At 75.6% G+C, this 16,990-nt stretch carries 15 protein-coding genes; 7 read left to right on the top strand and 8 right to left on the bottom strand.

The genetic code is table 11. The annotated features are described in order from the left end of the window. Positions 1 to 263: 263 nt before the first annotated feature. A complete protein-coding gene (locus B8281_RS13975; RefSeq protein WP_232322575.1) occupies positions 264 to 1,115 on the bottom strand; it encodes an inositol monophosphatase family protein in 852 nt (283 codons plus the stop codon). A gap of 3 nt (positions 1,116 to 1,118) precedes the next feature. Further along, the gene (locus B8281_RS13980; protein ID WP_085388037.1) at positions 1,119 to 1,772 is read right to left on the bottom strand and encodes a trimeric intracellular cation channel family protein; all 654 of its coding nucleotides are present in this window, start codon (positions 1,770 to 1,772) and stop codon (positions 1,119 to 1,121) included. A gap of 249 nt (positions 1,773 to 2,021) precedes the next feature. Here B8281_RS13980 and sepH point away from each other — a divergent pair, with 249 nt between their 5' ends. Then, positions 2,022 to 3,137, top strand: coding sequence for a septation protein SepH (sepH, locus tag B8281_RS13985; protein WP_085388038.1), 1,116 nt, complete (start codon positions 2,022 to 2,024; stop codon positions 3,135 to 3,137). Between the two features lie 13 nt (positions 3,138 to 3,150). On the opposite strand, the gene B8281_RS13990 is transcribed toward sepH, so the two are convergent. The 4 genes from B8281_RS13990 to B8281_RS14005 all read right to left on the bottom strand — a co-directional run bounded on the left by B8281_RS13990 (position 3,151) and on the right by B8281_RS14005 (position 8,483). Continuing rightward, a complete protein-coding gene (locus B8281_RS13990) occupies positions 3,151 to 3,792 on the bottom strand; it encodes a thymidine kinase (RefSeq protein ID WP_085388039.1) in 642 nt (213 codons plus the stop codon). A gap of 70 nt (positions 3,793 to 3,862) precedes the next feature. Continuing rightward, positions 3,863 to 5,065 carry an alkaline phosphatase family protein gene (locus B8281_RS13995; RefSeq protein WP_085388040.1) on the bottom strand — a complete coding sequence of 401 codons (1,203 nt, stop codon included), beginning with the start codon at positions 5,063 to 5,065 and terminating at the stop codon, positions 3,863 to 3,865. After that, positions 5,062 to 5,655 carry a DUF5998 family protein gene (locus B8281_RS14000; protein WP_043652060.1) on the bottom strand — a complete coding sequence of 198 codons (594 nt, stop codon included), beginning with the start codon at positions 5,653 to 5,655 and terminating at the stop codon, positions 5,062 to 5,064. The genes B8281_RS13995 and B8281_RS14000 overlap by 4 nt, the downstream gene beginning before the upstream one ends. 74 nt (positions 5,656 to 5,729) lie before the next feature. After that, positions 5,730 to 8,483 (bottom strand): GNAT family N-acetyltransferase, encoded by a 2,754-nt coding sequence (locus B8281_RS14005; RefSeq protein ID WP_085388041.1) that lies wholly within the window; start codon positions 8,481 to 8,483, stop codon positions 5,730 to 5,732. Between the two features lie 246 nt (positions 8,484 to 8,729). Here B8281_RS14005 and B8281_RS14010 point away from each other — a divergent pair, with 246 nt between their 5' ends. From B8281_RS14010 to B8281_RS14030, 5 genes are all read left to right on the top strand, one after another. Continuing rightward, entirely contained in the window at positions 8,730 to 11,180 is a 2,451-nt protein-coding gene (locus B8281_RS14010) for a DNA topoisomerase (ATP-hydrolyzing) subunit A (RefSeq protein WP_085388042.1), read from the top strand. Positions 11,181 to 11,277: 97 nt separating this feature from the next. Beyond that, positions 11,278 to 12,579 carry a PP2C family protein-serine/threonine phosphatase gene (locus B8281_RS14015; protein WP_198163073.1) on the top strand — a complete coding sequence of 434 codons (1,302 nt, stop codon included), beginning with the start codon at positions 11,278 to 11,280 and terminating at the stop codon, positions 12,577 to 12,579. Positions 12,580 to 12,673: 94 nt separating this feature from the next. Continuing rightward, the gene (locus tag B8281_RS14020; RefSeq protein ID WP_198163074.1) at positions 12,674 to 13,717 is read left to right on the top strand and encodes an alcohol dehydrogenase catalytic domain-containing protein; all 1,044 of its coding nucleotides are present in this window, start codon (positions 12,674 to 12,676) and stop codon (positions 13,715 to 13,717) included. Between the two features lie 97 nt (positions 13,718 to 13,814). Next, the gene (locus B8281_RS14025; RefSeq protein ID WP_085388044.1) at positions 13,815 to 14,690 is read left to right on the top strand and encodes a helix-turn-helix transcriptional regulator; all 876 of its coding nucleotides are present in this window, start codon (positions 13,815 to 13,817) and stop codon (positions 14,688 to 14,690) included. Between the two features lie 9 nt (positions 14,691 to 14,699). Further along, a complete protein-coding gene (locus tag B8281_RS14030; RefSeq protein WP_085388045.1) occupies positions 14,700 to 15,269 on the top strand; it encodes a DapH/DapD/GlmU-related protein in 570 nt (189 codons plus the stop codon). Between the two features lie 4 nt (positions 15,270 to 15,273). Here B8281_RS14030 and B8281_RS14035 read toward each other — a convergent pair whose 3' ends face one another. After that, a complete protein-coding gene (locus B8281_RS14035) occupies positions 15,274 to 15,522 on the bottom strand; it encodes a hypothetical protein (RefSeq protein ID WP_144723176.1) in 249 nt (82 codons plus the stop codon). 62 nt (positions 15,523 to 15,584) lie between these two features. After that, positions 15,585 to 16,292, bottom strand: a complete 708-nt coding sequence (locus B8281_RS14040) for a lysoplasmalogenase (RefSeq protein ID WP_085388047.1) — start codon at positions 16,290 to 16,292, stop codon at positions 15,585 to 15,587. A 118-nt stretch (positions 16,293 to 16,410) separates the two neighbouring features. Between B8281_RS14040 and B8281_RS14045 the strand changes: the two genes are divergently transcribed. Next, entirely contained in the window at positions 16,411 to 16,968 is a 558-nt protein-coding gene (locus tag B8281_RS14045; RefSeq protein WP_034656065.1) for a DinB family protein, read from the top strand. The last annotated feature ends 22 nt before the right edge of the window (positions 16,969 to 16,990 follow it).

Raw genomic sequence — 16,990 nt, forward strand, 5'->3', positions numbered from 1 at the left:
TCCGGAATATCGTCGATCGCGACTGTGCACGTCCGGACCACCGGCGACGGCCGGTCGTGCCGGGCGGCACGGGTGCGGGGTGCGGGGGCACCCCGTGACGTGTCGTGCCCCGAGGGGGTTCGTGGCACTGCACGCTCATCAATGCGCGGCGCACCGGAATTGTTCCCGGTGGGCCCCCGGATTCTGCACCATTTCCCTGAGTGATGCACCCTGTGGCCGGGCACCCGCCCGGGTGTCGTTGGTCACGGGTGCACGGCACCCCGTCAGGAGTCGGAGTCCGCTCCCGCGCCCTCGAGGATCCGGACGAGCCGGGCGACCGCCTCGGGCGGTCCCGCGACCGTCATCTCGCGGTCCGCGGCGCGACCCCGCAGGCCCGTCACGAGCGCCCCGGCCTCGTGCGCGACGAGCGCTCCCGCGGCCATGTCCCACGGGTTGAGACCACGCTCGTAGTAGAGGTCGAGCTCGCCCGTGGCGACGAGGCACAGGTCGATCGCGGCCGAGCCGAGGCGGCGGATGTCGCGCACCTGCGGCAGCACGTCGAGCAGCACGCGGGCCTGCGCGCGGCGCCGGTCGGCGTCGTACCCGAAGCCCGTGCCCACGAGGCACTGGCCGAGGTCGGTCTCGGCGCTGACGTGCACGGGCCGGCCGTCGAGGGTCGCCCCCGCTCCCAGCCCCGCCGTCCACGTGCGGTCGTCGACGACCGAGTGCACCGCCCCGGCGAGCACCGTCCACTCCAGCGGGTCGGGCGGGCCGACCACCGCGGCGACCGACACCGCGTACGACGCGACGCCGTAGAGGTAGTTCACCGTGCCGTCGACCGGGTCGATGACCCAGGTGACGCCCGACGTCCCGGACGAGGCGCCCTCCTCCTCGCCGAGGATCGCGTCGTCGGGGCGGGCGGCGGCGATGCCGCGGCGCAGCAGCGCCTCGGAGTCGGCGTCCATCCGTGTCACGACGTCGGTCGCGGTCGACTTCGTCGCGGCCACCTCGACCCGGTCGGGACGGCCGGAGCGGACCAGCTCGCCGGCCTCGCGCGCGAGGCGCTCGGCCAGGTCGCGCAGGTCGGCCACGGTGACGTCGTCGGGCTGCCGGGGGTCGTCGATGAAGAGGCGCACGGCTCACATCCTGCCCGACCCGCGGCCTGCCCGGCGACCCTCCCACGGGCCGGGCGCGGACCAGCCGAGGCGCAGCGAGACGAGACGGAAGCCGAACACGAGCGCGAGGACCGCCGCCTGCGAGAACGGCCCGAGCAGGTCCGCCTCGGCGAGCGCCGCGGTGAGCGCGGCCCCCGCGAGCGCCGGGATGGCGTAGAGCTGCTTGTCCTGGAACAGCAGCGGCACCTCGTTGGTCAGCAGGTCGCGCAGGATGCCGCCCCCCACGCCCGTGAGCACGCCCGCGAAGACCGCGGCGAGCGGGCCGACGCCGTACTCCAGGGCCTTCATGGTCCCGGACAGCACGAAGAGCGCGAGGGCGCCGGCGTCGAGCACGATGATGCTGCGCCGCAGCCGCTCGAGCCGCGGGTGCCAGAAGAACGTGACGACGCCCGCGAGGGCGGCGACGGCCACGAGCCGCCAGTCGGAGATGCCGACGGGCGGGATCGCCCCGATGAGGACGTCGCGCAGGAGCCCGCCGCCCAGTCCCGCGGCCCACGCGAGCACGAGGACGCCGACGAGGTCGAACCGCTTGCGCACCGCGGCGAGCCCGCCGGACAGCGCCGCGAAGAACACGCCGCCGAGCTCGAGGGCGTCGCCGGGCACGAGGTCGAGGATCACCCCCGCATCATCCCAGCCGCCGCCTGCGGGGGCGGGGCCGGGCCGGCGCGAATGGGCGGCACACCGCGCGTGCTGCGCCGCTCGGGGATGGGACGATGGCACCCTCGAGGGAGCGGTGGCGCGGGCGTCGCGGTCCACGGCGCACGGCGGTCCGGCACGGGGCCGGGCGCCGGGCGACCGGGGCGGCACCACGAGCGGCGCACGAGCGGCACCGCGAGCGCCACCGGGCGCGGCGACACGGGAGGGTCCATGGACGAGCTGGAGCTGGTGAGACTGCACGAGGACGGGGAGCACCTCGTCCTGCGGGCGACGGGTGGCGCGCAGTTCGTGCTGCCCATCACCGAGGCGCTGCGCGCGGCCGTACGGCGCGACCGCCCGCACCTGGAGCACCTGCGCGCGGAGGGCGAGCGCAACCTCGCCCCGCGCGAGATCCAGGCCCGGCTGCGCGCCGGGGACTCCGTCGAGGCGGTCGCCGAGGCCGCGGGGCTCGGGGTCGAGCACGTGCGCCGGTTCGCCGGCCCGGTCGTCGCCGAGCAGGAGTACGTCGTCGAGCGCGTGCGCGGGCTGCGCCCAGGGCACGACGAGGACTCCCCGACGGTGGGCGAGCTCGTCGCGCAGCGGCTCGCCGCGCGCGACGTCGACGCCGCGGCGGTCGCGTGGAGCGCGGCGCGCGCGCACGGCTCCCCGTGGGTCGTGACGGCGACGTTCGAGGCCGGGACCGGCGAGCGGACGGCCCGCTGGACCTACGACCCGGCGACGCGCGCGCTGCAGGCGCTGGACGACGAGGCCCGCTGGCTCTCCGGGACGGACGCCCCGCGCGACCCGGCACCGGGGGCCGTGGCGGTGTTCGACGTGGACGCGACCGCGCGCGGCGCCCGCGGCCTGCGGGCCGCGCCGCCCGCCGACGACGGGACGGCCGAGCTGCTCGACGACCTGAGCCAACGGCGCGGCGTGCGCCCGCGCAAGGACCCGGCGTCCGCGGGCGACGCCGTCGGGCAGGAGCCGTTCGAGGGCTTCGGTCCGCTCGCCCCGGGGAACCGTGAGCAGGACGAGGACGAGGGCGGGTTCTCCGGCGGCCTGCCCGCGGGCGCGACCGTGGTGCACCTGCCGACGATCCGGCCCCCGCAGGGCCTGGTCGCCGCCGCCGACGCGTCCGAGGACGGCCCCGACGAGCCCGGGCGCCCGCAGACCGCGCCGTCCGGGGAGGCGGGCGCGGACGACGACGCCCCGTCGGCGTCCGACGCCGACGGCGCCTCGAGCACGACGCGGCCCCCGGCCGCGCGCGAGCCCCGCAAGGGCAAGAACCGGTCGCGCGCGAAGGTCCCGAGCTGGGACGAGATCGTGTTCGGGGCCCGCCCCGAGTGATGCCGGCGGCGCGTCAGCGCGGCAGGTCGAGCGGCAGGCCGTCCTCCGTCGCGTGCCGGCGCGCGACCACCGTCGTCATGCGTCGCATGTGGTGGCGCCGGCAGAGCACCTCGTAGCCGATCTCCCCCGAGCCGGCCCGGACGTCCCCGACGACGACCTGGTCGCCCTCGACGACCATGCGCCCGTCCACCGTGCGCGCGTTGTGCGTGGCGCGCCGCCCGCACCAGCACAGCGACTCGACCTGGAGGACCTCGACCCGGTCCGCGAGCTCGATGAGGCGTGCGGAGCCCGGGAACAGGCGCGTGCGGAAGTCGGCCGTGATGCCGAACGCGAAGACGTCGATCTCCGTCTCGTCGACGAGGCGCGCGAGCTGCTCGACCTGCGCCGGGGAGTAGAACTGCGCCTCGTCGCACACGAGGTAGTCCACGGGCACCGGCTCGGCGGTGACCAGCGACCAGAAGTCGGTGTCGTCGTGGACCTCGCGCGCGACGACCTCGAGCCCGAGGCGCGAGGAGAGCCGGTCGGACCCGGCGCGGTCGTCGCGCGAGAAGATCAGCCCGCGCCGGCCGCGCGCGGCGTGGTTGTGGTCGAGCTGGAGCGCCAGGGTGGACTTGCCGCAGTCCATGGTCCCGGAGAAGAAGACGAGCTCTGCCATCGGCGGTCCTCCGCGAGGTCGGTCGGTGCGTCCGCGCCGGGTGGCTCCGGCGCGACGGGACGCGGTCGGGTCAGGTGGCCGCGACGAGCAGCGGCACGCGCATCTCGCGCTCGGTGAGCGAGCCGTGCACGCCCACGAGCGTGAGCGACGCGGGCGTCTGGGTGCGCGAGTCGACGACGGTCGCCCGCCCCCGCAGCGCGACCATCACGTCGCCGGCGGAGGCGACGGCCTCGGGCCGAGGGTCGGGCCCGAGGAATCCCCGGGCCAGCACCTCGTCCCGCTCCAGCACGAGCGCGTCGTCGCCGAGGACGTCGCGCCAGCGCGCGGCGACGGCCGCCGTCTGGCCGGGCTCGGTGTACACGTGGACGGCGCGCGGCTCGCCGCCGACGAGCTCGACGCCGCGGGCGAGCGCGGGGTCGGTCGCGACGTCGCGGCGCAGCGCCGGGTCGACGTCGACCATGCCGTGGTCCGCGGTGACGAGCACGAGCGTGCCGCGCGGCACCGACCGCACGAGGCGCGCGAGCTCGCGGTCGAGCGCCTCGAGCTCGTCGCCCCACTGCCACGACGCGCTGCCGTGGTGGTGGCCCGCCTTGTCCACCTCGCCCCAGTAGAGGTAGACGAGACCGGGCCGGGACAGCGCGCGGACGGCCGCGTCGACGCGCCCCGCCAGCGGCTCGGCGGCCGCGTACGTGCCGCCCCGCAGCGCGGCGACCGTCATGCCCGACCCGGCGAACCGGGCGGGGCCGGTGGACGTCACCGCGACGCCCGCCCCGGCCAGGCGCGCGAGCACCGGCTCCTCGCGCTGGAGCTCGGCGGGCGCGGGCGCGCCCTCCCACGACACCATGTTGGCGAGGCCGCGCGTCACCGGGTTGCGCTGCGTGTACCCGAGCATGCCCGTGCGGCCCGGCGCGGTGCCCGTGCCGAACGCGCCGATCGCGGCGGCGGTCGTGCTGGGGAACGTCGAGGTGAGGGGCCGCGCGTCGGGCAGGAGCGAGCGCAGGAACGGGGCGTGCCCCGCGCGCTCGGCGAGGTTGACGTGGCCGAGGCCGTCGACCAGCACGACGCACACGCGCTCGGCGCGCGGCAGGTCGAGCGCGCCGCGCGCCGTCTCGCTCGCGAGCCCCGTGGCGGTGGTCAGGCCGACGCCGAGCGCACCCGCGGCGGCGGGCAGGACGGCCGCGAGGCCGCGCGTCCCGTGCTCCGGCGCGAGCAGGCCCGGGGGGAGCGCCGGGTCGGCGACCGGGGCCGGCGCGCCCGCGGGTGCCTCGCTCACCGGGCGCTGTGCCGGGTGGTCGAGCGCGACAGGGCCCGCGCGAAGTCCACCGCGGCACGGACGGCGTCGCGGCCCTCCGCCTCGGCGCTCACGCGGACGACGACGTCGTCGGGCGTGATCTGGCCGGTGAGCCCGTGGTCGGCGTCGCACGCGGGGTCGGGGCAGCCGGCGGGCTCGAGGTCGACGCGCGAGACCGCGCCCCAGCCGAGCGCGAGCGTGACCTCGAGCGGCGCGGCGCCCGCACGGTGCTCGTGCGGCTCGGCCACGACGTGCGTGAGCGAGACGGACCGCACCTCGGACAGGGGCACCGCCTCGGTCGTGGCGGCGGCGGAGGCCGACGGGTTCTCGCTGTCCGCCGGGTGGTCGTCGACGTGCGCCGTGACGAGCCGCGTGGGCGTGAGGACGAGCACCGTGAGGTGGCGGCGCACCTCGGTCGCGTCGAACGTCGTCTCCGGGAGCACGAGGTGCGAGACGATCTCCTCCCCCGCGACCGCGAGGTCGAGGACGTCCGCGACGAGCTCCGGGTAGTAGCCGGCGCGGTGGAGCTGGGTCGTCAGGTCGGTCCAGGCGTTGGAGGTAGCAGAGGGCACCCGCGCATTGTCCCATCCGGCGCCGGGCCGGGGCCACCCGCCGTCGGGGGCCCGGGCGGGTCGCGGCCGGCCCGTCAGCCCGGCAGGGCCCGCCGGAGCGCGTCGGCCCGCTGGGCGTCGGCGAGCGTGACGCGCGCGCTGAGGACCGCGGCCCCGTGCTCCGAGACGACGACGGGGTACAGCTCGAGGCTGCGGACCTCGGGCAGGTCGTCCGCGAGCACGGACACGCGCGCCAGGACGTCCTCGAGCGCGGCCGTGGCCACCACGTGCGTGCCCATGTAGCCGAACAGGCGCGGCGCGGCCCGCACCGAGCGGACCATCGCCGCGACGTCGACGTCGGTCAGGGGCGGCACGCCGTACGCGACGTCGCCGAGGAGGTCGACGGCGTCGCCCGCGAGCCCGAACGAGACGACGGGGCCGAAGAGCTGGTCCTCGGTCGAGCGGACCACGCACGCGACCCCGGCGTCGGCCATCGCCTGGACCTCGAACGGCTCGTCCGCGGCGCCCGGCAGCACGGCCGCGAGCGCCTCGCGCATCTGCGCGAAGTCCGTGCGCAGCTCGGTCTCGTCCGCGATGTCCAGCCGCACGCCCCCGAGGTCGGCCCGGTGCCGCAGGCCTGCCGCGGTGCTCTTGAGCACCACGGGCCAGCCGACCTCGCGCGCCGCCTCGACCGCCTCGTCGGCGGTCCGCACCCGGCGCGCGGGCCAGACCCGCACGCCGTAGCACGCGAGCAGCTCCGCCGTCGTCGTCGGGTCGAGGTCGACGGCGTCCTGACCGGCGAGCGCCTCCTCGACGAGCGCGCGCGCCCGCACCGGGTCGACGCCGGCCGGGCGCACGGGCGTGCCGTGGTCGGCCTCGCGCCAGCGCGCGTAGCGCACGACCGCGCCGAGCGCGGCGACGGCGTCCTCCGGCGTCGAGTAGGCGGGGACGCGCACGGGGGCCGCCCCGCTCTGCGCCCCCGGGGCCGGGGCCGAGAGCTCGTCGGTGAGGCCGTGCAGGCCGAGCATGCTCGCCACGGTCGTGCGGCCCGTGCGGGCGGCCGCGTCCGCGACGGCGCGCGAGACGTCCGCGCGCCGGGGCCCGACGACCGGGACCTGCACCACGACGACGACGTCGCACGCGTCGGGCGCGTAGAGCGCGCCGACCGTGGCGGCGAGCTCGTCGGCGGACGCGTCCTCGGGCAGGAAGTCCGAGCGCGCGACGACGAGGCCCGCCGAGGACGACGCCTCGGCGACGAGCGCGGCGAGCGACGCGGAGCTCGCGAGGATGCCGACGCGGCGCCCGGCCGGGAGCGGCTGGTGCGCGAGCAGCTGGGCGATGTCGATCATGTGGTGCGTGTTCTCGGCCCGGATGACGCCGGACTGCCGCAGCATCTCCTCGAGCGTCCGCCGCGGCGCGCGCGTCGAGCGGACCGCGTGCCCCGGCGGCACGACGTGCCCCGAGCGCCCCGCCGTCACCACGACCACGGGCTTGACCGACGCGAGGCGGCGCGCGATGCGCGAGAACTTGCGCGGGTTGCCGATGGACTCGAGGTAGAGGCACACGACCTGCGTCGCGGCGTCGTCCTGCCAGTACTGCATGAGGTCGTTGCCCGAGACGTCGGCGCGGTGCCCGGCGGACAGGAACGACGACACGCCCAGGCCGCGCCGCGCCGTCGTCGCGAGGAGCGTCACGGCCATGGGCGCGGACTGGCTGAACAGGCCCACCACGCCGGGGGCCGGCAGGTCGTGGGCGAGGGTCGCGGCGAGGGCGGGGCGGTCGGGCGCGTCGCCCGTGCGCAGCAGCCCGTAGCTCGCGGGCCCGACGACGCGCAGCCCCGCCGTGTGCGCGACGCGCAGGAGCTCGCGCTGCAGCGCGAGCCCGTCCGGACCCGTCTCGGCGAAGCCGGCCGACAGCACGACGACGCCGCGCACCTCGAGGCGCGCGAGCCGGCGGACGGCGTCGATCGCCGCGGGCGGGGGCAGCGCGACGACGGCGAGGTCGACGGGACCGGGTACGTCGGCGAGGGTCGCGGACCACCGCTCCTCCCCCGGGCCGCGCGCGGCCCCCACGACGTGGACCGTCACGTCGCTGCGCTCGAGCGCGGCGAGCGCGCGCTGCGCGAGCAGGCGGTCGAGGGCCTCGCCGTCGTGCTCCGCGCGCGCGTCGGCCGGGGCGTCGGGGCCCACGAGCACGACGCTCGTGGCGCCCAGCAGCCCCTGCATGCTCCGGGCCTCCGCGCGGTGCTCGCGGTCGGCCATGACGGCCCGCGACCGCTCCGTGGGGTCGAGGTCGACGCTGACCTGGACGAAGCCGTCGTCCATCTGCTGGCGCACGTCGTACCCCGCCTCGCGGAACACCGCGAGCATCTTGCCGTTCTGGGGCAGCACCTCGGCCGTGAAGCGGCGCACACCGCGCTCGCGCGCCGCCGCGGCGACGTGCTCCAGCAGCACGGAGCCCAGGCCCCGGCCCTGCGCGGAGTCCGCGATGTTGAAGGCGACCTCCGCCTCGGAGGGGCCGGTGCGGTCGAACCGTGCGACGCCGATGATGTCCTCGCCGCCGTCCCCGGGGGCGCCGTCGCGCGGGCGCACCGCGACGAGCGCGACGCGGTCCACGTGGTCGACGCGCGTGAAGCGCTCGAGGTCGCGCTCGGACAGCCGTTCCATGGGCGCGAAGAACCGCAGGTAGGTGGAGCGCTCGGACTGGCCGACGTGAAAGCGCTGGAGCGCGTCGGCGTCCTCGGGGCGGATGGGCCGCACGTGCGTGGTGGTCCCGTCGCGCAGCACGACGTCGGCCTCCCACTCCACCGGGTACCGGTCCGGGTCCCGCCCCGGCGCGCCGTCGTCCACGACCCCAGGCTATGCGGTCGCGCGCGCGGTGCGCCTGCGCCACCCCGGCCCGCGCCGGGAGGACAATGGTCCCGGCAGGCAGTCCCGGCACGTGCCACGGCAGGCGCCGTGGCACGGCGTGTCGGACGCGTGGCGTACCCTCGCGTGCGGCACGCAACCGCAGCACCCCGGCCGGCCCAGCACCGGCCACGACGGCACAGACCCCGCGCCACCGCGGCGCACCGAACGGCAGGAGCCCGCAGGCCCATGGCGCGCAAGTCCTCGACCCCCTCGATCGACCCGGCCGAGGTGAACGAGAAGATCGTCGACGTCGACGTCCAGGCGGAGATGGAGACGTCGTTCCTCGAGTACGCCTACTCCGTCATCTACTCGCGCGCCCTGCCCGACGCCCGGGACGGCCTCAAGCCCGTCCAGCGCCGCATCCTCTACATGATGGCCGACATGGGGCTGCGCCCCGACCGCGCCCACGTGAAGTCGGCGCGCGTCGTCGGCGAGGTCATGGGCAAGCTGCACCCGCACGGCGACGCCGCGATCTACGACGCACTGGTGCGCCTCTCCCAGGACTTCTCGCTCCGGCTGCCGCTGGTCGACGGGCACGGCAACTTCGGAACGCTCGACGACGGCCCCGCGGCCTCCCGGTACACCGAGGCCCGTCTCGCGCCGCCGTCGCTCGCGATGACGGCGGGGCTCGACGAGGACGTCGTCGACTTCGTGCCGAACTACGACAACAAGCTCCAGCAGCCCGAGGTCCTGCCCGCCGCGATCCCCAACCTGCTGGTCAACGGCGCGTCGGGCATCGCGGTCGGCATGGCGACCAACATGGCGCCGCACAACCTCGTCGAGGTCGTCGCCGCGGCACGCCACCTCGTCGCGCACCCGGACGCCGACCTCGAGGCGCTCATGCGGTTCGTGCCCGGCCCGGACCTGCCGACGGGCGGCAAGATCGTCGGCCTCGACGGCGTCCGGGACGCCTACCGCACGGGCCGCGGGACGTTCCGCACGCGCGCCACGGCACGCGTCGAGAACCTCACGCCGCGCCGCAAGGGCATCGTCATCACCGAGCTGCCCTACCTCGTCGGCCCGGAGAAGGTGATCGAGAAGATCGCCGAGGGCGTCAAGACGAAGAAGATCCAGGGGATCACGGCCGCGACCGACCTCACCGACCGCGAGCACGGGCTGCGCATCGTCGTCGAGGTGAAGACGGGCTTCAACCCCGAGGCGGTGCTCGAGCAGCTCTACAAGTTCACGCCGCTCGAGGACTCGTTCGGCATGAACAACGTCGCGCTCGTCGACGGCCAGCCGCGCACGCTCGGCCTGCGGGAGATGCTGTCGGTGTGGGTCGACCACCGGATCGACGTGGTCCGCCGTCGCTCGGCCTACCGCCTGCGCAAGCGGTCCGAGCGACTGCACCTCGTGGACGGCCTCCTCGTCGCGATCGTCGACATCGACGAGGTGATCCAGGTGATCCGCTCGTCCGACGACACCGCGACCGCCCGCGGGCGCCTGCAGACGGTGTTCGACCTGTCCGAGCCGCAGGCGGAGTACATCCTCGAGCTCCAGCTGCGCCGCCTCACCAAGTTCTCCCGCATCGAGCTCGAGAAGGAGCAGGAGACCCTGCGCCGCGAGATCGAGGAGCTCCAGGAGATCCTCGGCAGCGACGCACGGCTGCGCGCCGTGGTGTCGGGCGAGATGGCCGACGTCGCGAAGACGTACGGCACCCCGCGCCGCACCATCCTGCTGGAGTCCGCGGGCGCGGCGCCGACGACGACCGCGGCCGTCCCGCTCGAGGTCGCCGACACCACGTGCTGGGCGCTGTTCTCCGCGACCGGGCTCCTCGCGCGCACGAGCGACGAGACGGAGCCCGCGCGCTCGGGGCCGCGCGCCGCGCACGACGTGCTGCGCGCCGCCGTCCGCACGACCGCGCGCGGCGAGGTCGGCCTCGTCACGAGCCAAGGCCGCATGCTGCGCGTGTCCGTGCTCGACCTGCCCGCCCTCCCGCCGACGGACAACGCGCCGAGCCTGTCCGGCGGCGTCCCGCTCAGCGAGGTCGTCGCGCTCGAGCCGGGCGAGGACGCGGTGACCATCGCGTCGCTCGACCCCGACGCTCCCCCGCTCGCGCTCGGCACCGCGCAGGGCGTCGTCAAGCGCGTCACGCCGGGCGACGTCCCGGGCAACCGGGACGAGTGGGAGGTCATCGGGCTCAAGGACGGCGACACCGTCGTGGGCGCGGCGCCCGCGACGGACGCCGACGAGCTCGTGTTCGTCTCCAGCGACGCGTCCCTGCTGCACTTCGACGCGTCCGCGGTGCGACCCCAGGGCCGCCCGGCCGGCGGCATGGCCGGCATCCGGCTCGCCGACGGCCAACGGGTCGCGTTCTTCGGCGTCGTCCCGGCCGACGTACGCGACCTCGGCGTCGTCGTCACCGTCGCCGGGTCGTCCGACGCGCTCCCCGGGACCCAGACCGGCGCCGGCAAGGTGACCCCGTACGAGCTCTACCCCGGCAAGGGCCGCGGGACCGGCGGCGTCCGCGCGCACCGGTTCCTCAAGGGCGAGGACGCGCTCATCCTCGCGTGGGTCGGCCAGGGTCCGGCGCGGGCGACGGGGTCGGGCGGGCAGTCGGTCGACCTGCCCCCGGTCGACCAGCGCCGCGACGGGTCGGGCACGCCGCTCGCGTCCCCGGTCACGGCCGTCGGGTAGCCCTCGGTCCTCCCGCTCGGTCGTCGTCGTGCGCCGGGCGGGTCGCTCCGCCTGCGCCCGCCCTTGCGAGTGCACGGGATCGGGGCAGGCTCGAGGTGTGGCAGAGAACGAAGGGGGCGGCGTCCGCACGCCCTCGGACGTGGACGGGGCCGCCGGCCCCGTCGACTACCACGCCGTCTTCTCGGTCCTCACGGCGCCCAAGGCGGTGCTCGCGCCCGACCTGACCATCCTCGACGCCAACGAGTCCCTCCTGCGCACCATCGGCGCGCCCGCGAGCGCCGTCGTCGGGCGCCACTACCTCGACGTCTTCCCCGTCCAGGGGCCGGACGGGAGTGCCGTCGACCGGGTCGTGCTGTCGCTCGAGCGCGTCGCGCGGACGGGACGTCTCGAGACGATCGGCCCGCACCGGTACGACCTGCGCGGTCCCGGTGGCGGGTGGTCCGAGCGCTGGTGGCTCACGACGAACCTCCCCGTGCTCGACGCCGCGGGCCGGGTCACGGCCGTCGTCCACCGCGCGGAGGACGTGACGTCCGTCGTGCAGGCCGGCGGGACGACGGCGCCCGAGCCCCCCGCGGACCCCACCGCGCTCTCGGTCGTCGACCAGGCCCTGCTGCTCGGGTCGTCCGTCGACCGGTACGCGGACGTGATCACGCGCGAGCGCAGCGCGTCGCTCGCCCTCCAGGACTCCGTGCTCACGCCTCCCCCGCGCATCCCCGGCCTGACGATCGACGTGCGGTACCGGCCGGCGGTGCCGGAGGTCCACGTCGGCGGCGACTGGTACGACGCATTCGTCCACCCCGACGGCGAGGCGACCGTCGTCGTGGGCGACGTGACGGGGCACGACGTCGCCGCCGCCGCCCACATGGCCCACCTGCGCGGCGTGCTGCGCTCGGTCGCGTTCGCGACGGACGCCGGGCCAGCCGAGGCGCTCGACGCCGCCGAGCGCACCGCGGAAGGGCTCGGGCTCCAGGCGCTGTCCACCGTCGCCGTCGCGCGCATCGGCACCCCTGGCCTGACGGGGCGGCGCGCCGTGTGCTGGGCGAGCGCCGGGCACGTCCCGCCCGTCGTGCGTCGCGCCGACGGGACCGCGCACCTGCTCACCGCACGCCCCTCGCCGATGCTCGGCGTCGGGCTCGGCGGCCCGCGCGCCGAGCACGAGACGTCGCTCGACCCGGGCGACACGCTCCTGCTCTACACCGACGGGCTCGTCGAGCGGCGGGACCGGTCATTGCGGGACGTGCTCGACGAGCTGCCGGCCCGCGTCGAGGCGCTCGGCGCTGTGCCGCCCGACGCGCTCCTCGACGCCCTCCTCGCCGAGCTCGTGCCGCTCGGCTCCCAGGACGACGTCGCGCTCGTCATGGTGCACGTCGACGACGAGCGCACGGCCGCGGGCGCCTAACCAGGTACTGCCAGAACCCTGCTGGAGCGGGACTCCCTCAGGCCCCGGGGTGCGGTGTCGAATGGTGCGCGTACCCCACAGCGAGGAGAGCTCCATGAAGGCCACCATCATCTACGGCGCGGGCGACGTCCGGGTCGAGACCCGTCCCGACCCGACGATCCTCGAGCCGACCGACGCGATCGTCCGCGCGGTGCGCGCGTGCGTCTGCGGCTCGGACCTGCACCCCTACCGCTCGATGGGACGCAGCGACGAGGGCGTCCCGATCGGCCACGAGCTCCTCGGCGTCGTGGAGGAGACCGGGTCCGCCGTCGCGACGGTCCGTCCGGGTGACCTCGTGATCGCGCCGTTCGCCTGGTCGGACAACACGTGCGACGTGTGCCGCGACGGGTTCCAGACCGCGTGCCCCCACGGGGGCTTCTACGGCAACCCCGGCGACGTCGGCGGCCAGCAGGCCGAGCTCGCGCGCATCCCGCTCGCGGACGGCAGCCTCGTCGCCGTGCCCGACGTCGACGAGTCGAGCCCGCTCCTGCCCTCACTGCTCACGCTCTCGGACGTGTACCTCACGGGGTACCACACCGCGCACATGGCGCGCGTGTCCCCGGGCCAGACCGTGGCGGTCGTCGGCGACGGCGCGGTCGGGCTGTCCGCCGTGCTCGCCGCACGCCAGATGGGCGCCGAGCGCATCATCCTCATGGGCCGTCACGAGGCCCGGACCGACCTGGGGCGCGAGTGGGGCGCGACCGACGTCGTCGCCGAGCGCGGCGCCGAGGGCGTGCAGCGGGTCCTCGACCTCACGGACGGCCTGGGCAGCCACGTCGTCGTGGAGGCCGTCGGGCACCTGCCCGCCTACGAGCAGTCCTACGGCGTCGTGCGCGCCGGAGGCGTGATCAGCCGCGTGGGCGTCCCGCAGTACGACGACGCCCCTGTCGGCTTCGCCTCGCTGTTCGGCCGCAACATCACGCTCACCGGCGGGCCTGCCCCCGTCCGCGCCTACCTTGAGGACGCGATCCCGCAGGTGCTGAGCGGCGCGATCGACCCCGGCCGCGTTTTCGACAAGGCCGTCGCGCTCGACGACATCGCCGACGGCTACGCCGCGATGGACCGCCGCGAGTCCCTCAAGACGATCGTCACGTTCTGACCGGCGGGACGCTCGGACCGGGCGGGCGCGGCGTGGGGGTGCCGCCCGCCCGCGCCGCGCGCCGTCGTCCCGCACTACCGTGAAGGACGTGGAGGCCATGGACAACCGTTCCGAGGTGCGGGAGTTCCTCATGAGCCGTCGAGCGCGGGTGACGCCCGAGCAGGCGGGCATCGAGACGTACGGCGGCCGTCGACGCGTCGACGGGCTGCGCCGCGACGAGGTCGCCCGTCTCGCCGGGGTGAGCGTCGACTACCACACGCGACTCGAGCGCGGGAACCTGCGGGGCGTGTCCGACGCCGTGCTCGAGTCCGTCGCGCGGGCGCTCCTCCTCGACGCGGCCGAGCGGGAGCACCTGCTCGACCTCGCGCGCACCGCCAACCCCGTCGGCGCGCGCCCGCCGCGCGGCCACGGCGACACGCCGGTGCGCCCGGAGCTGCAGTACCTGCTCGACGCGATCACCACCGCGCCGGCGTTCATCCAGAACAACCGCATGGACCTCGTCGCCGCCAACGCGCTCGGGTCCGCGATGTACGCGCCCATGATCGCGGGCTCCGCGGGACCGGCGAACTTCTCGCGCCACATCTTCCTCGACCCCGCGTCCCACGACTTCTACCCCGACTGGGACCGGGCGGCCTGGACGAACGTCACGATCCTGCGCCGCGAGGCGGGCCGCAGCCCGCACGACAAGCGGCTCCAGGCCCTCGTCGGCGAGCTGTCGACGCGCAGCGAGCGGTTCCGCGAGTTGTGGGCGTCCCACGACGTGCGGCGGCACTACGCCGGGCAGAAGACGTTCCGGCACCCCGTCGTGGGGGACCTCGAGCTGCACTACCAGACGCTCGAGCTCCACGGCGACCCCGGGCTCGGCATGACCGTGTACACCGCGACGCCGGGCTCCCCGACGGAGGAGTCGCTGCGCCTGCTCGCGTCATGGGCGGCCACCGCGGCCTCGACCACCGCGACCTTCACCGACTGAGAGGAACCCATGGACCTGGACGACCTGCTGGCCGAGCTCGACGCCGGGCGGACGATCCCTGGCGGCTCGCCGCTGCACGCCGTCATGCACCGCACGAGCCAGGAGGCGCTGCGCATCGCCGGTGAGCTCAACGGCGCATACCGCTCGCCCGAACGGGTCCGCGAGCTCCTCGCGGAGCTGACGGGCAAGCCCGTGCACGAGTCCGTGAACCTCTTCCCGCCCTTCACCGCCGACTTCGGCAAGAACATCACCCTGGGGCGTGACGTGTTCGTCAACTCCGGCTGCCGGTTCCAGGACCAGGGCGGCATCGTCGTCGGGGACGGGTGCCTCATCGGGCACAACGCCGTCCTCACGACCCTCAACCACGACCTCGACCCGGCCCGCCGCGCCGACATGCACCCGGCGCGCGTCGTCCTCGGCCGCAACGTCTGGCTCGGGGCGAACGTGACCGTCCTCCCGGGCGTGACGATCGGGGACGACGCCGTCGTGGGGGCCGGTTCCGTCGTCACCCGGGACGTGCCGCCGCGCACGGTCGTCGTCGGCTCACCCGCTCGCGTCGTCCGCTCGCTCGACGCCTGAGGCCTCAGTCGCCCTCGAACCGCAGCTCTGACCCGAGCTCCCGACGACACCGTTCGGCGAGCACGACGACCGCGCCCAGGACGACGGCGTCAGGAGGGGACGAGCGGTCCATGAGGATGTGCAGCTCGTCGAGGAGCTGTTCCATCTCGGAGCCGCTGAGCACGACGTCACCGTACGGATCGACCCGCGCGAGCATCGGCAAGCCGCTCGCCGGGAGCAGCCGGGCCAGCACGTCACCGTCGTCGGGCACCACGTCGACAGACGTCGTGGAACGACGCCGGGGACTCGTCCCCTGCTGAACGACCCTCGCGAGCGTCACGTCGACGCCCATGCGGCTCCTCCCTTCTCCGCGACGGGGACCACCGCCGCACGCTCTCGACGGAGCACACCGAGCACGAGCAGCACCTGGCCGACGACGTAGGTGAGCATGACCCAGAAGCCGTGCCCGAGCAGGTCGTACCACGGGGCGAAGGCGTTCAGCGCGATGAGCGCGTCGGACAGGAGGAAGACCGCACCACCGACCGCGGCGAGCCGGTCGACGCCCGTCGCGACCACGGCCATCGTCACGAGGCACACGCCGTAGACGACGACGGGGACGAGCAGCGACCCGGCGTCCGGCGCGCACGCGACGACGAGGGCGAGCAACGCGAGGCCGTACGGCACGAGCGCGAGCGGGCGGCGCAGGACGGAGCCCGCGCGGTAGGGCCAGAACGCGATCGTGTACGTGATCTGGGCGCAGAGGAAGAACCCGACCATGACCAGGAAGGCGGTGTCGCCGTCGGCGAGGTCGGGCGCGGTGTCGCCGAGCCACGAGAAGCCCAGCGCGACGAGCGTGAGCCGGACGAGCCGCGAGCGCCGGCCCGGGCCGTGGGCGGCGTGGCGCCGCGTGGCGAGCCAGAGGCAGCCCGCCAGGACCGGCATGAGGAACCACTGCGACGTGTCGGCGAGGGTCTCGGCACCGAGGAGGTGGGCGGCGAGGTGGACGAGGGTGAGCAGGGCGAGCACGCCCCACGCGACGATCATGGGCGAGGAGACTCCTTCGGTCGTGCACCGGCTTCCTTGCCGGCGGTGGCCGATCCTAGCGCCTGGGACCGGGGCGAATGACCTTGTGGGGCACCCCGGTGCGCGCGAGCATGGGGTGATGACCGAGCCCGTGCGGTGGACCCGCGCAGCCGTCTACCCGGACATGTGGGTGGACCCGGACGAGGACCCGCGCAACACCGACGGCGTGAGCCCGGACGGCGAGCTCGCGACGCTGCTCGACTACACGGCGAGCTACCGGACGACGCTGCTCATGAAGTGCGAGGGACTCGACCCCGAGCAGCTCGCACGGCGCTCCGTGCCGCCGTCGACGATGTCGTTGCTCGGCCTTGTCCGCCATCTCGCGGAGGTCGAGCGGGAGTGGCGCGGGTGGGTCTCCGACGACGACGGCGAGCCGGCGCTGTACGGGGGGCACGACGCGGACTTCGACGGCGCGGTCGCCGACCAGCGCGTGGTCGACGAGGCGTACGCGAACCTGGCGCGCGAGCAGGCCGCGACCGACGCGGTGCTGGCCCGGCACCCGGACCTCGGGGAGCGGCTCGGCGCGGACCGGGTCGCGGTCCGCGAGGTCCTGGTCCACCGGATCGAGGAGTACGCCCGGCACTGCGGGCACGCCGACCTCCTGCGCGAGCGGATCGACGGCAGGACCGGACAGTAGGGCCTCAGCCGACGACGGCCCT

Source organism: Cellulosimicrobium sp. TH-20, assembly GCF_002105775.1.
GTDB classification, from domain to species: Bacteria; Actinomycetota; Actinomycetes; order Actinomycetales; family Cellulomonadaceae; genus Cellulosimicrobium; species Cellulosimicrobium funkei.

Bases quoted from the DNA above. Each gene is read 5' to 3' on its own strand.
- sepH (WP_085388038.1), top strand. From the start codon at position 2,022: ATGGACGAGCTGGAGCTGGTGAGACTGCACGAGGACGGGGAGCACCTC.
- B8281_RS14025 (WP_085388044.1), top strand. From the start codon at position 13,815: ATGGACAACCGTTCCGAGGTGCGGGAGTTCCTCATGAGCCGTCGAGCG.
- B8281_RS13990 (WP_085388039.1), bottom strand. From the start codon at position 3,792: ATGGCAGAGCTCGTCTTCTTCTCCGGGACCATGGACTGCGGCAAGTCC.
- B8281_RS14020 (WP_198163074.1), top strand. From the start codon at position 12,674: ATGAAGGCCACCATCATCTACGGCGCGGGCGACGTCCGGGTCGAGACC.
- B8281_RS14045 (WP_034656065.1), top strand. From the start codon at position 16,411: ATGACCGAGCCCGTGCGGTGGACCCGCGCAGCCGTCTACCCGGACATG.
- B8281_RS14030 (WP_085388045.1), top strand. From the start codon at position 14,700: ATGGACCTGGACGACCTGCTGGCCGAGCTCGACGCCGGGCGGACGATC.
- B8281_RS14010 (WP_085388042.1), top strand. From the start codon at position 8,730: ATGGCGCGCAAGTCCTCGACCCCCTCGATCGACCCGGCCGAGGTGAAC.
- B8281_RS14040 (WP_085388047.1), bottom strand. From the start codon at position 16,292: ATGATCGTCGCGTGGGGCGTGCTCGCCCTGCTCACCCTCGTCCACCTC.